Below are 14,552 nucleotides of genomic sequence, written 5' to 3' on the forward strand. Positions count from 1 at the left end.
AGGTACGAATCATGGGTTTTTATGATGATTTCACTCACGTGGAGCGAAAAAAACAACGCGGTTCTAACATTGGGCGTATGGTCGTGACGTCGGTAACGTCCGCGGTAATTGGGGGGATGGTCGTCCTGCTCACGCTGCCGACTCTCTCCAATGCGGGATATATTAATATGGTTAAGCCTGGAACAGAAAATGCGATAAGCAGCAATGCCTCCGATTCTGCTTCTAACCTGTTTGCCAAGCCAGTATCTGTTAGTGTGGGATCGGGTACAGTAGATGCGGTGAAACAAGTAGAAAATGCAATCGTTGGTGTAATCAACATCGGTCAGCGCAGAAACAGTTGGATGCAGAACTCGATGGATGTAGAGCAGGGCCAAGGCTCTGGTGTCATCTTTCAGAAAAAAGGCGGAAAGGCCTACATCGTTACGAACTATCACGTAATCGATAAGGCGCAAAAGCTGGAGGTCGCCCTGCCAACAGGTGAAAAAGTGTCGGCAAAAGTGGTCGGCGCCGATGGTTACGCCGATCTGGCTGTACTGGAAATCGACGCCTCCAAGGTTACGGACGTTGCCGAGTTTGGTGATTCCTCTACCTTACAGGTGGGCGAGCCGGCCATTGCTATCGGGAACCCATTGGGCATGCAGTTCTCCCGGACGGTTACACAAGGTATCATCAGTTCCAAGGAACGCTCCATGCCCATGGACTTTAACGAAGATGGCCAGGACGACTGGGAGCTGGATGTCATTCAAACAGACGCAGCGATCAACCCAGGTAACAGCGGTGGTGCTCTCGTAAACATCGAGGGTCAGGTCATCGGGATTAACACCTTGAAAATTTCCAAAGCAGGTGTCGAAGGGTTAGGTTTTGCCCTCCCGATCAATGATGTCAAAGTAATCGTGGACCAACTGATGGAAAAAGGCACGCTGCAACGTTCTTACCTCGGTGTGCAGCCACTCGACTTGGCCAATGTGCCGCGCTACGAATGGAAAGAAACCTTGAATCTGCCTGACAATGTGAATACTGGCGTCGTCGTGCAAACAGAGGTAGGCAAATTCTCTCCTGCGGGTCAAGCAGGCCTGAGACAATTCGACGTCATCGTCAAGCTGGATGACAAGAACATTTCCAGCAGCGCTCAGCTATTAAAATATTTAACCTATAACAAAAAGCCGGGAGATACGGTGGAAATTTCGTATTATCGAGATGGTATCCAGAAAACTACTAAAGCAAAGCTGACCGAGAGGCCACAAGAGTAAGTGTAAGTGTAAGGAGTTAGTTCGAGTATATCTAAAAGACATGCTAAGGTTTGTACAAGTATGCAAGTAGCTTAATTGGCAATTCCGGGATTATTTTTATCCCGTTTGCATATATGCAGTATCTAAGTTCCCCCCTCTATCTATTTTTAAATAGATCCCTTATTAAGAGCGTCGAGCTGATACGGCGCTCTCTTTTTTTGTTGGTCGGGCTCTCGGTGGAGGAGAGAAAAAAGAAGAAAACGCTCAAGTTCTTGGGCTACCTGCCGTGAGGCGGTTCTGCCCAGCTCCATGTAAAAAAAGAAACCCGCGTCCAAAGTCGCGCAGCTACGTAGTGTCTCAGAGGTGGACGCTAAAGGCAGGTTTCTTTTTTTCCATTGCGCTTCGGTTGGTATCCCAAAGACTTTCGCCGTTTTCTTCTTTTTTCTCTCTACAGCTTTAACTGTCCGTCGGAAGTTAAAAAACAAAAGCAATAAAATACAAAGGCTTATGATTGTAAACTCATCGAGGTCTTTTTGGTGGATTCATTTGTTTTGTTGCGGTTCTGGGGTAGAATAGGAAGCGACATTATTTGTACGGAAAAGAGGCATTTGATATGGACATGAAGATGAAAAGCTTGCAAATAGAAGGCAAGGAAGTTGAGCTGTTGGCAGAATATCCGGTGCGGTTTGCTTGCATGGAGCATTTGGAGCAGGAGTTGGATGATTACGTTAATGATTTTGAGGCGGCGCCGGATACGTATGCGGCACAGGCGATTGAGGGTGATGGAGTAGACAAGCGTTGCCGGGAATGTGGAGAGCCTGGGCAGATTGCGCTTTTGAAAGAGAAGGGAATGTAGGATCATGCAAATTTCGATTATTACAGTAGGAAAGCTGAAGGAGAAATATTTGCGTGAGGGCATTGATGAATACAGCAAGCGCTTGTCTGCTTACTGCAAGCTGCAAGTGATCGAGGTCAATGATGAAAAGGCGCCAGAAGAGATGAGCGCGGCGGAGATGGAGCAGGTGAAGCGCAAGGAAGGCGAGCGCATCCTGGCGCAGATCAAGCAGGATCAGTATGTGATTGCGCTGGCGATTGATGGACAAATGTGGTCGTCGGAGAAGTTGTCTGCGGAGATGGACAAGCTGGCTTTGCATGGGCGCAGTCAGGTGGCGTTTGTGATTGGCGGGTCGTTGGGGTTGGCTGATCAGGTGTTGAAGCGGGCGGATGCTTTGTTGTCGTTTTCAAAGATGACGTTTCCGCATCAGTTGGTGCGGCTGGTGTTGTTGGAGCAGGTTTATCGGGCTTTTCGGATTAGTCGGGGGGAACCTTATCACAAATAGGTAATGATTATTATTAAAATAAATAGCCCGAAGAGTGGAACTGGGCTTGCCGAGGATATGTAGGGGATCCAGAGGATCCTTTTCAGGCATGTGTACAATGAAAGAAAAGTGGACCTGTTTCAAATGATTTTTAGAGGCATCAATTTGTTCAATTGATGATTGAAGTAATTTCCGAAACTCCAACGGATTTAACTTACCTGCAAGTTCAAGGAAATCTGCAAGCTGTGACCGAACATCTTCTCTCGTAATAGGTTTTATATTTGATAGTTCAGATTCTCGTCCGTCTTTTTGAAGGGAGGTAAGAGTGAGACTGATTTCTTCAATATTTTTTCGAATTTCAGCTATTCGTTCACGGGCTTCAGATTCGGTAAATAACCCTGATTCGAGTTCTACTTCTTTTTGTATTTTTTTCTTTCTTGATTCCAAATCAAGTAGTTTCTTTTCAAGTGCTTGAACTTCTGTGGAATTATCCAGAATGGAACTTTTGATTAGAGCATTGATGTTATCTGTTAGTTGTTTAAGTATCTCCTCAGATTGTAATGCATTCGATAAACGTTCAAATACGGCACACTCAAGCCAATCAGCAGGAATTAAATTAGGATTGCACACAGAATTCCCTTTATTGTGATAAGCTCCGCAGACGTAATAACGCTTACGACTACCATCTTTTCGTTTTGCACCATATAAGCTTGTCATAAAGGATCCGCATTCAGGGCATTTTGACAACCCTGTTAATGGGAAAGTCCCAGAATATCTTCGAGGAATTCCAGTGGAGCTGTCATCAAGTCGGGATCGTGCTTTTTCCCATAATGTTTCGTCAATAATAGGCTCGTGGACACCTTTGCATAAAATATATTCAGGATTCTTCCCTTTTCTTCGGTCCTCTTCCCAATTAATGAATTGGTTATATCGAACATATCCCTTATAGACAGGATTGCCGAGAATACTTCTAACAGAGTCTACGGAAAATGTATTGGCGTTTTTTGTTCGGTATCCACACATATTCAGATAGTTGGCAATACGTTTCGTTCCCCAACCTTCCTCACAATATTTATGGAAGATCAGTTTTACGATTTCAGCTTCGTCTGGCTCAATTACCAATAGTTTGTGTACACTTTTATAGCCAAGCACCTTACCACCATTCCAGAGTCCTTCCATGGCTCGTTGAGTCATGCCTAATTGGACGTTTTCTGAAAGTTCCTCTCGTTGATATTGGGCCACAGAAGCTAGGATGTTGAACTGTAAGTTACCATGAGGAGTTCCGTATTCGCCTTCTTTTAAACTAATGAATCGTACCTTTGATTTATGGATTTCCTCCACCAGTTTCAATGAATCTGACAATGTTCTACTTAACCTCGATACCTTATAGGTGATCACAGCTTTTACTTTTCCTGCATTAATATCACGAAGCATGCGATTCAAATCTGTTCGTTTTTTTGTGCTTTTCCCACTTTTCCCCTCGTCAATATAAATTTCATATCGAACATCATGCCCGAAAAGTCGTCTGGCATAATCTAGGTTGACATTCTCTTGAGCTTCTAAAGAGAAACCTTCCTGAGCTTGTTTATCAGTTGATACTCGAATGTAAAAAGCAACAATTCTATTGTCCTCCAACTGAATTTACCTCCTTCTCTTTGTTTTCTGGTTCAACTCTCTGATAATTTCCTTGACTACTATTGCAACCAATGTTTCCGAATGGTTTTCATGATGAAGCTATTTCGATTTACAAAAGTTGAGTGGTTTTCACTTTCTTTCACACTTTTAAATAGGGTATTTAACTTTTTCATTTGTTGCAGGAATTCTGTAACTGAAGAAGTACAACGGCTAATACGGCTGACGCTATGTGAAACTACGGCTGTGACCTTTCCAATGTGGATATCGTGAAGCATACGCTGAAAGTTGATCGGTTCTGAATCTATACCACTGATTCCTTCACCCATGTACATTTCAAACGTAACGTCTTGACCAGAGATTTTTTTTGCAATATCAAGACCGTTACTTTTTTGCAATTCTAACGAACATTGGTCTTGCGTTGTATTTGTCCGTATATATATTGCCACTAATTTGTTATTTACCAAGAAAAATTTCCTCCTTACATTTTGAAGACAGATTATCGTTTCGGGATAATACTTGGTACAAAATAGAAGCAATGTCCTCCAATTTTTCATTGTTGATTTCGAGTTGTGTGAGATCTTTAGTTTCCATGATTAGTCCCCTTTCCTGTTGTAGTGTTATCGTTCTGCAGAACTTATGTTCTTAAGTATAATTGGGATCAAAAATCTGTCTATAGCTTGGATGCTTGAGGTTTCGCAAGGTAAAGCACTAAAGTTAATAATCAAAAAAAGACGGTTCTCTACCAATAGAGAGAACTGTCTTTTTTAGTTAAACGCTATTGAGAGGACTGCTAATTATGAATCGATGCCCTTGATTCTACAATATCGATAAAGTCCACCGAATTTCTCTATCGGGACCAATAAATAATGTTTGAATTGGGAAAAAAACTTTTAAAAAATCTGCGAAAACCATTGGGAACATTGGGTTTGAGTTTTCCCGATTCGAAAAATAAAAGGAGGAAAACATGATTCACACTGCAAATTTTTATCTAACATTATCCGAAGAGGAAATAGGATTACTTTGTGGAAAATTCAAGGTTGAGATATCATTACTATCCAAAAAGGTTGATCGACAATTTGACGGTATGTTCAAAACAACCTTTACAAGAAGATTTGGAACTTGGTGGATGTTTTTAAAAGTTGACTTCACGATAATGTTGGATAAGGCGGATATCGTTGAAACAGATTTGCCCAATATAAAAAGATCAATCACCCAATATTTGTTTTTTCTGTTTGGTGACAATGACAAGGAACTTACCATGACTAGATTAGATTATTGTTACAATGCAGTTGTCAAAGATGTTGAGCAGAGAAAACTGCTGTTATGGCTACTAAAAAAAACAGCGGATAAATACAATCGTAAGAAAAAAAACAGGAAATTCAAGACTTCAATCTATTTCAATAGTCTGTCTGTAAAAATACTACTATACGATAAAATAGTAGAAAGAGAAGATAAACTCTTGGATGCTAGGCCTTACGAGGAAAATGTAATACGTTTGGAAGTAAGTCTGCAAAATAGACATTTCAATTATATGAAGAAGTACCATGGCATTACAAAAAAATTCGAGAACTACTTTACTAAAGATTTTTGGGAAAAATATATGGTAAATCATGTATCACCAATCTTTCACCAGGGAGACTTCTACAAGATTGACCAAGCTACAAAGATAATTGGAGAAAATGACATAAAAGAAAAACATAAAATCAATTTGAGAGAATTCCTGCGAGATGTATCTATCTATAATTTTGAAGGGATTAAAAAAATCCAAAGAGTCACTGCCAAAGGAAAACAAACACCGAAGTATTCCAAATATAAGGTAAAGCAGTTCATAGAATTTTTAGAAGGTATGGGCATACATCCAATACCAATACCAAAGCACAAGTTGGGCAATAAAAAGTATATGGAGAATCCATTTCGATTCTAATGTATCGGTCGACAACAGCTATGGGGACGTTTGTAGCCTGATAAATTATCATCTTGTCTTGTTGTCTTTTACTACCAGTATATGCGGTTTAATTTTGACAGAGAGGTGCAATAAATTACATGAGCCCTAGAGATTCAAATTTTGATCAGAAAGAACGTTTTAACCGAATGATGGATTTTACTAAATTGGTTATCAAAAAAGCCGAAATGTCACTGGCGTACCGAGAAGATGGATTGAAATTTGAAACACATCCAGCTTTTGATGTCATAAGAATGCTCGGAAGAAAGGTACAAACACATTGCTTGATTGAGACTCTATATGTGGAAGATGAAACGGAGAATACTATTATAACTCCAAGCGATTTGCTCTTCGATACCGACATCGCTCTGTCAAAGGATGGGAAATCAATAAATGACTTAAAGAGAAAAGTAGAATCAACTCGACATGTACATCTAGGTAGAGATTTGATCTTACCCTACCCTTGGAGAAGAACACGGCTAATAAATTGTATTGCAACAATTGGGGAGGCTCGGCTTCAGGGATCGTGGCAACAGGATCAGAATAACCATTTTGTAGAGCTATGGTTGCCCTTGGGAATAGCATGGGTACATGGGGGGAACCATTCGATCGCTACGGGAGTTTTACAGGGGATGGGAAAAATCTTGCCTGAGTCCGTGTATGACATTAGCGATGTCTATAAGTACGTTTATACTGATGGTGAATATTATTTCAGCAAGGAAAGCGGGGGTATTCTATCAGAAGTGCAGAATGTTGAGTTTGCCGTTATTTTCGAAATAGGTCGTCTGATGAATGAAATGTTAATTCACTACTAATAGAAAAAGCATGGGATTATCTTAATCGATTGACATCAACAAGTGAATGGATGGCCCCCTTTTTGAGGGGACATTAAATTAAAAAAGCCTTCATATGACAGAAGACTCTTGTAAATGACAAAATTCATAAAGTTTTTTCTTGACAAAAACAAATTAATCCCCTAACATAAAGCTTGGGGACAAGGATAGGACTATTTCTGTCCAAAAATCCTTATTTGTATACGGCTCTGATGGATCCGACACCATCATTTACCTGTGTTGTGTTGGTATTACTGGTTACGACACAATGCCATAATATCAAACTCGAAAACGAGATGTCAATACATTAAAGCCTGATTTATGGTTGAGCGATACAAAAAGGACACTAAAGGGGAGGAATGCGTTAGTAGTATAGTGATTGTACAGAATATCCATCTTCTGATCATCCCTGATGAAAGATTATTTTAAAGGAGATGGGAAAGTTATGTTAATTAAGGGAAAGAAGTTTATTCAATCAATAAAGGGTTACACTGGACACATAAAGGAAAGCGAAACCTTTCTTGTTGGTGTAGCTATCGACCCAGCAGATGAAAAACGATTAAAGGAGCTTGGCTTCTCGTATCCTCCTAAAGCTGGTGAGCTTTTACTTCCTGCTTGCTTTGGCAGATTTACAAAACGTAATAGCATCGAAAAGGAAGTTGTTCTTCGTGATCAGCCCAAGGAAACGAAATACCGTCAACAGGAAATTACATGGCAACAATGGGTTGGTCGAGGCGAGACCGAAGAAAAGACAGGAATAGCGAACATACCTTACAAGCGATTTCCACGAAAGTATCTTCCTTCACCCTCATTGGAGCTTGCAATTAAATATAAAGGTGAACATCCTTATGTGGTGGTAGATAGGGCCTTTATCAATGAATCTGGTGATGATGAGATGGCAACATTAGCTATCAACATCTTGTTGGAACTATTCGGACGAGCAGAGCTTTTCACAAAAGATTTGTCTGCTTTCGTGAAGCCGATAAAAGTGGTTCGCCTTCATTGGGAGGTTCTCCCTCCTGGTCAAAAATTGCCAGTCGATGATCGTATAAAGAAGTATGAAAGCCTGGTAGCAGTAGCCAAGAAGAGTAAGCAGGGGGTTGTGACTGATCGCTTCCGCACAATCTTAGAGTATAGTCCTGATTTTGAAGCCATCGGGCAAAATGGGTTCAATGGTTATGTAATCTTCGGATTTGAGTCCCTTGGATTATTCATATTCGAAAGTGCCTATCATGGAAATGCAACCTATGTCATTGAAGGTGATTGGGAAACCATATCAAAGATGACAAAAGGAGAAATTATGGAGAGGGCACTGCATAAGCACCGCCTGATTCATCGAGATGAATGGAAAAAGCATATCCATTCTTTACTCAACAGCAATGTAAAACCAACCAGAGCCTCCTAAAGTCATTCCCTCCTACTTTGTAGGAGGGAAGTTTTATTGGTATACGTCTATACCCTCTATAATAGAGTTTGGTATATAACAGTTTTGAAATCATTGTTGTGTTATATAATGAAAATTGTTATTATTATTGCAAAAAGGATGAAGATATGATGATGGATAGTCTAAACACATGCCATGATAGCATAGATGATCAGTAGAAACGCTCGGTCGAAAAGACTTGGGCGTTTTATTTTGTTTATAAGTGAACAGTATTTTTGGAGGGGGGGGTTATAAAGTCAAGGAATAAAGCTAGGGAGAAAATTAGATGAATGAGGGGGAATGAGACTTCTTCAACTTGATTCATATCTAGCCCTGTATTCAGGAAGGATGAGCAAAATGGATTTGGTTCCAGATCGATTGCCACAACCAATAACGTTTCAACAGTTTCAGCATACATTTCCCACTCAAGGATTCGAGTTTACTGCTGAAGATATGTGGTTGTCGGATGAAGAGGCGAGAGATTGTCTGCTCATGATAATTACTACAATAGGCTTGGACCGATTCGCAAATGTGCTACCAAAAGAGTCCAGAAAAATCTTACAAGAATTACTCCTATCCAATCTTTAGACGTCGATAGTAGGAAATGATGTACGGCTATATGGGAATAAATGGAAATGATCTACACGAAGAAATTGTAAGACAAAAGGGGAAGGATTCATAAATGGATGATGTACAACAAAGCAAATCACGAAAAAGAGGAGTCATTCGAAATAGAAAAATCACCAATCCGCTTTACGGCCGTTCATACGTGCCAATTGAATACATAAACGCAGAAGCAATAAAAGAATGTCAGCAAGCATTAGAACTTCTCGCAAAGAGGAGCTGATTGCATGGCAGAAGAAGAGACTATCAAACAAGCTGTTCAAGAAGTTCAGAATCAGATAGCATATAGGCTGTTTCAAGAAGGCGTTGAAGATATTAGTTTCATATGCAGAGTTTGTGAACCAACTAAGGCAGTAATAAAAGACATTGAGAAGAGGATTCTTTATAAACACATGACAAAGATTCAACAAATATTTGAGCAAGAAAAAGATGAAGCTGTCGAAAAAGCTATAGAGAACGTGTTAAGTAAACAGTCGATAAAGCTTATTGAAGCAAATAATGAATTACCTCCAGCACAGCAAATGACCACTGAACATATGACTAAACGCGTATCAGGTAAAGATCCAACTCTAAGACCGATGAGAACAGAAACTCCGAGTTTTTCCATCCAGGATGAAAAGGCTATTGGAGAAACTGTAGAGACAACGAGGAGCGAAGTGAGTATGGCTTTAGCGGACGACGAATCTTTACGATTGAATGAACTCGAACCAAAACACTTGTCAGATAAAAAAGCAAGACGTTCTGGTGAAGGATTGTTAGAGGAGGAAGAACAGGGCGACATTATCCAATCGTCAGGAACTGATTAGCCCTTTACTTTGTGTACTTATAAGGAGGAATAAATGATGATGACAGGATTATTGGAAAAATTGATACAAAAACAATTTATACAGAACATCGTCATTGAAGTTTGTGCTAACTTAATCATGATGATTATCGGGCTTATTGGAGGGTATTATCTTAGGCTAATGTTCGTGTAATCTCAGCTTCTAACTACACTCAGGTTCTTGGTTGGATGATAACGGTTACCCTTCGAATGAAGAGTTCTTTCCAATGTGCTTAGGTTGATGCGAACAACATAGGGAGGAAATGACCGAGATGGCTAATAAGGAGTGGAATAAAGAAACACGGACCGAAAGTAAGTGTTTGTGTGGCAGAACAGCTAAATATAGTACAGGAACAGTGAAATTTACTATCCACTCAAAAGAAATTCAATTGATTGGAGTCCCTCATTTCCATTGTTCTTACTGCGATAGGAACACTTTTAGCAGTGAGACAGAGGTAGAACTATTTTTGAAACATGCCTACAAGTACGGATTGTCGAGGATCAAGTGGGGAGCTCCCATTTAAGGAAGAGTCCAAAATGCGAGAAGAAGATTGGGATGCGTATTATGAAAAAGGGCTAAACCACATCGTCAGTTTCTTTGAAAAAATACAGTGGGACATTTGAAGTAGTTGAGAAAATAAAAGGAGATCCTTCCTTTGCCGACCTTAATTGGATTTGGTGCAGGGAAGGCAAAGAATGGAGATCATGCATAAGGGAATTAACATAGTTGAAGAAGGCAGAATGAAAAGGGTCAGGTAGGTAATATTCTATTGAAGTAGGAAATTCATGGAAAAGCACTAACGAAAATTCAACAAATCATTGAGCATGAATCTCAGCTTCCTTCTGTTTTTCTAAATCTGTTCTAAGTGTTGTTGCCGTAATAAAACATCAACCCAAAGTCTACAATATAAGGCTCAACACAAAAATAAGATGAAGGGAGCTGATTAAATGAAAGATATTGATCATTGTTTGCTGGAGGTTCAGGACAAAGGAATAAGGGTGTCTGCAGAATTCGGATTACTTTTGAAGAAAGTTAGGGGAAATCAGAATATGTCTCTACGAGAGGTGGAACAACGTTCTGGGGTTTCTGCGTCCTATTTGAGTCGTTTGGAACGAGGAGAACGGAGGTCCCCTGGATTGACTGTCGTTTTTAAGCTTGCTCATGCTCTAAATGTTCCTTACAAAGATCTAGTCACATCCGCATCGCCGAGAAGGACTGTAGGAGAATAACATGGGAAAACAAGGTGTGGGTAAGGAATTTATCTTGAATTTGTTCTTGTTAAAACATAAAGAAGTAATGGAACAACTACTTGGAATGTCGCTTGGACAAATTGAATTAGAGAAACCGTTTGGCAGGAACAAGCTTGATTTTTCAGCAGTCAGCGAAAAAAAGATCGAAGTAATAATGGAAAATCAAATTAGTTCATCAGATGATTCTCATCTGAGAACGGTGATTAACATTATAGATTCGATTCAGGAAGGAGTGGTAATATGGGGGGCTACTAGTTTCCATCCCAATCATGTTATGGCAGTAAAACAGAAGCTACAACAATATCCAAGTAAGTACATTGATTTTTATTGTGTGCAAATTTCACATGATGTGGTTGAAAAACTTACGATTCTTGACCAAATGTATCCGTTGGAGGTATGGGATCATTTGTACCTGATTAAAAAAGTAAAAAATGACCTACTTCAGATTATAGACAAGAGGCAACAAGTGCCCCCAAGTCATTTTGGGAGAGTTTATGCAGGAGAAAAAGTATACGATATGGATCGTATTGAGGATATAAAGGAAATGATGCTTCACAATTTGCGGGACAAGCTTTCCTTCTTCCCGAATATTCATAAAGGGAAAAAACATTCTGCACATCATTTAATGCTTCGTATCGGTGCTGGTATGGATGGAGTATCTTATCAATGCAGTGTAAGAAATCAAAAAAATATGGCTATGATTGCACTACAAATGGACGACCACAGACTGAATCTCTACGATCAATTCAGGGAACTTGATGATATTCGTGAGAAGGTACATCCTAACGTGATCTTTGAGAAGAGAAAGATTGCAGTATACTTTACTCCCTCCCTGAACACAGAAGAAACAGTAAATGAATTGGCTGATTTATTGAAAAGATTCATTAACTACTTTTCGCCATTTATTTATAACCGACTCCCTATCTAATATTTCTTTCGGATAGGGAGCTTTTCTTTTTGTTGTAAATAAAAGGGGCTAATGCCCAGATTACCAAAATCTGATAATATAATAAGTATCATGTTTTATTGTAAACGGTATTGGTATAGTGCAAATCTATGCATTTGGTGGTGATATCTGACGTGGATAAAAAACAACTTTCTGAACGTGACATATGCACAAAATATATTAATCCTGCGATTGAGCAATCAGGCTGGGACATCAAGAGGCAAGTCCGAGAGGAATATGTATTTACTGATGGCCGTGTTATTGTTCGTGGTAATTTGACTTCCAGGGGGAAGAAAAAAAGAGCTGACTATTTGTTGTTCCATAAACCCAATCTACCCATTGCTCTAATTGAAGCAAAGGATAACAAACACACAATTGGATCAGGGATGCAACAAGCACTAAACTATGGGGATATATTAGATGTGCCGTTCATATTTTCTTCTAACGGTGATGGGTTTCTCGAACACGACCGTTTTTCAGGATTAGAAAGAGAATTGACATTAGATGAATTTCCATCCCCAGCAGACCTTTGGGATCGATATACAAAGGCAAAAGGTTTTACTTCTGAGCAACTAGAGATTGTTGAGGAGCCGTATTATTACACTGAAAGCTCAAAAGCTCCACGCTATTACCAGCGAATCGCCATAAATCGGGTTATAGAAGCCATATCCAAAGGGCAAAACCGTATGTTGCTGGTGATGGCTACTGGGACTGGCAAGACCTATACTGCATTTCAAATTCTGTGGCGGTTATGGAAATCAAAGAAAAAGAAGAAGATTCTTTTCCTGGCTGATCGAAACATCCTCGTTGATCAAACAATGCAAAATGATTTTCGACCCTTCCAAGGAGTAATGACAAAGGTAGAGAATCGAACTATTGACAGCTCTTATGAGGTCTTTTTGGCATTGTACCAACAATTATCGGGTAACGAAAATCAAATGGATGTTTTCCGTCAATTTAGCCCCAATTTTTTCGATTTAATTATTATAGATGAGTGCCATCGCGGATCATCAAAGGAAAATTCCCGCTGGAGACAAGTATTGGAATATTTCAATCAAGCTACTCAAATTGGTTTGACAGCTACTCCAAAAGAAACAGAAACTATAAGCAACATTCATTACTTCGGGGAACCTATCTATACCTACTCACTTAAACAAGGAATTGAAGATGGCTTCTTAGCACCGTACAAGGTTATCAGGATTGGTTTGGACAAGGATTTAGAAGGGTTTCGTCCAGAAAAGGGTCAGCAAGATAAGTATGGACGAATAATTGAGGATAAGGAATATGGCTTATCTGATTATGATAGGACTATTGTACTGGAAAGACGAACTGAGTTAGTTGCAAAAAAAGTAACCGAATACCTCAAGAAAACAGATCGGTTTGCAAAAACTATTGTCTTTTGTGTGGATCAGGATCATGCGGAACGAATGCGTCAAGCCCTAGTAAACGAGAACAGCGACTTGGTCCAACAAGACCATCGCTATGTCATGAGGATAACAGGAGACGATGCAGAAGGAAAGTCGCAACTAGATAATTTTATCGATGAAGAAAGTTTGTATCCTACTCTTGTAACGACTTCCAAACTTTTGACGACAGGTGTGGATTGTAAAACCTGTAAATTGATTGTTCTTGATAGCAAAATAGATAGCTTGACGGAATTCAAGCAAATAATTGGGCGAGGGACACGTCTCAAACCTGAGTATGGCAAAGAGTATTTTACTATCATGGATTTTCGAAACGTTTCTCGTTTGTTTGCTGATCCTGACTTTGATGGAGAACCAGTTCAAATATACGAACCAGATGATGGTGATGATATTGTGCCACCTAATCCTCCCGATGATGAGGAAGGTGATGTGATTGGTCCAGGTGGTATAGAGGAAGATCCTCCTGGTCAGCCGAGAGTGAAGTATTACGTTAAAGATGTAGCAGTCAAAGTTTTGAATGAGCGAGTACAGTATTATGATAAAGATGGGAAATTGATAACGGAAAGCTTACGGGACTATTCGAAAAAAAGGGTTCTGGAAGAATATGCAACTCTGGATGATTTCTTGAATAAGTGGAACGCTGAATCCCGCAAGAAAGCAATTATCGATGAACTTAAGGAACATGGTGTATTGCTTGAAGCTCTTCGGGAAGAAGTAGACAAGGAGTTGGATGACTTTGATCTGATCGCACACATCGCTTATGATCAAAGGCCTTTAACCCGTTCTGAAAGAGCGAGAAAGTTGAAAGATGATGGTTACTTTAATAAATATTCGGATATCGCCAGACAAGTTTTAGAGTCCTTGCTGGAAAAGTACCAAAGTGATGGGTTTAATGAGTTTGAAGATGTCAAGGTTCTTGAACTAAAGCCTTTTAGCGACTATGGAAACCCCATGCGTATTGCCAAGGCATTCGGTGGCAAAGAACAATACATTAAAGCTGTAAAAGAACTTGAACGTAATCTTTATGCATGACCCTTGACTCCCTACTTTCGGGGGAGTTTTTTTGTTAAAATCACAAAAGGGAAAAGAATATGGAAGGACGG

Annotated in this window: 12 protein-coding genes; 10 read left to right on the forward strand and 2 right to left on the reverse strand. The window is 39.8% G+C overall.

Translation table 11 applies throughout. The features are described from left to right. Positions 1-11: 11 nt before the first annotated feature. The 3 genes from M3630_RS16615 to rlmH all read left to right on the forward strand — a co-directional run bounded on the left by M3630_RS16615 (position 12) and on the right by rlmH (position 2,569). Complete coding sequence (locus M3630_RS16615) at positions 12-1,250, forward strand: S1C family serine protease (protein WP_251252783.1); 1,239 nt, start codon at positions 12-14, stop codon at positions 1,248-1,250. 592 nt (positions 1,251-1,842) lie between these two features. Then, positions 1,843-2,085, forward strand: a complete 243-nt coding sequence (locus M3630_RS16620; RefSeq protein ID WP_047070355.1) for a CxxH/CxxC protein — start codon at positions 1,843-1,845, stop codon at positions 2,083-2,085. Between the two features lie 4 nt (positions 2,086-2,089). After that, positions 2,090-2,569 carry a 23S rRNA (pseudouridine(1915)-N(3))-methyltransferase RlmH gene (gene rlmH, locus M3630_RS16625; RefSeq protein WP_015894066.1) on the forward strand — a complete coding sequence of 160 codons (480 nt, stop codon included), beginning with the start codon at positions 2,090-2,092 and terminating at the stop codon, positions 2,567-2,569. Here rlmH and M3630_RS16630 read toward each other — a convergent pair. Further along, positions 2,471-4,183 (reverse strand): recombinase family protein, encoded by a 1,713-nt coding sequence (locus M3630_RS16630; RefSeq protein WP_251252784.1) that lies wholly within the window; start codon positions 4,181-4,183, stop codon positions 2,471-2,473. The two genes, rlmH and M3630_RS16630, sit on opposite strands and share 99 nt — an antisense overlap. Before the next feature lie 59 nt (positions 4,184-4,242). Further along, positions 4,243-4,647 carry a recombinase family protein gene (locus M3630_RS16635; protein ID WP_251252785.1) on the reverse strand — a complete coding sequence of 135 codons (405 nt, stop codon included), beginning with the start codon at positions 4,645-4,647 and terminating at the stop codon, positions 4,243-4,245. 500 nt (positions 4,648-5,147) lie between these two features. Here M3630_RS16635 and M3630_RS16640 point away from each other — a divergent pair, with 500 nt between their 5' ends. From M3630_RS16640 to hsdR, 7 genes are all read left to right on the forward strand, one after another. Beyond that, positions 5,148-6,107: a phage/plasmid replication domain-containing protein gene (locus M3630_RS16640; RefSeq protein ID WP_251252786.1), complete on the forward strand. Its 960-nt coding sequence runs from the start codon at positions 5,148-5,150 to the stop codon at positions 6,105-6,107. Positions 6,108-6,226: 119 nt separating this feature from the next. Next, entirely contained in the window at positions 6,227-6,940 is a 714-nt protein-coding gene (locus tag M3630_RS16645; RefSeq protein WP_251252787.1) for a DUF6710 family protein, read from the forward strand. Between the two features lie 463 nt (positions 6,941-7,403). Beyond that, entirely contained in the window at positions 7,404-8,363 is a 960-nt protein-coding gene (locus M3630_RS16650) for a hypothetical protein (protein ID WP_251252788.1), read from the forward strand. Between the two features lie 869 nt (positions 8,364-9,232). After that, positions 9,233-9,811 (forward strand): hypothetical protein, encoded by a 579-nt coding sequence (locus tag M3630_RS16655; RefSeq protein WP_251252789.1) that lies wholly within the window; start codon positions 9,233-9,235, stop codon positions 9,809-9,811. Between the two features lie 965 nt (positions 9,812-10,776). Beyond that, positions 10,777-11,058: a helix-turn-helix domain-containing protein gene (locus tag M3630_RS31190; RefSeq protein WP_353057240.1), complete on the forward strand. Its 282-nt coding sequence runs from the start codon at positions 10,777-10,779 to the stop codon at positions 11,056-11,058. A 1-nt stretch (position 11,059) separates the two neighbouring features. Further along, entirely contained in the window at positions 11,060-12,007 is a 948-nt protein-coding gene (locus M3630_RS16660; RefSeq protein ID WP_251252790.1) for a hypothetical protein, read from the forward strand. Positions 12,008-12,135: 128 nt separating this feature from the next. Further along, positions 12,136-14,481 (forward strand): EcoAI/FtnUII family type I restriction enzme subunit R, encoded by a 2,346-nt coding sequence (gene hsdR, locus M3630_RS16665; protein ID WP_285860983.1) that lies wholly within the window; start codon positions 12,136-12,138, stop codon positions 14,479-14,481. Positions 14,482-14,552: the final 71 nt, after the last annotated feature.

Source organism: Brevibacillus sp. MER 51 (genome assembly GCF_023714195.1).
Classification (GTDB): domain Bacteria; phylum Bacillota; class Bacilli; order Brevibacillales; family Brevibacillaceae; genus Brevibacillus.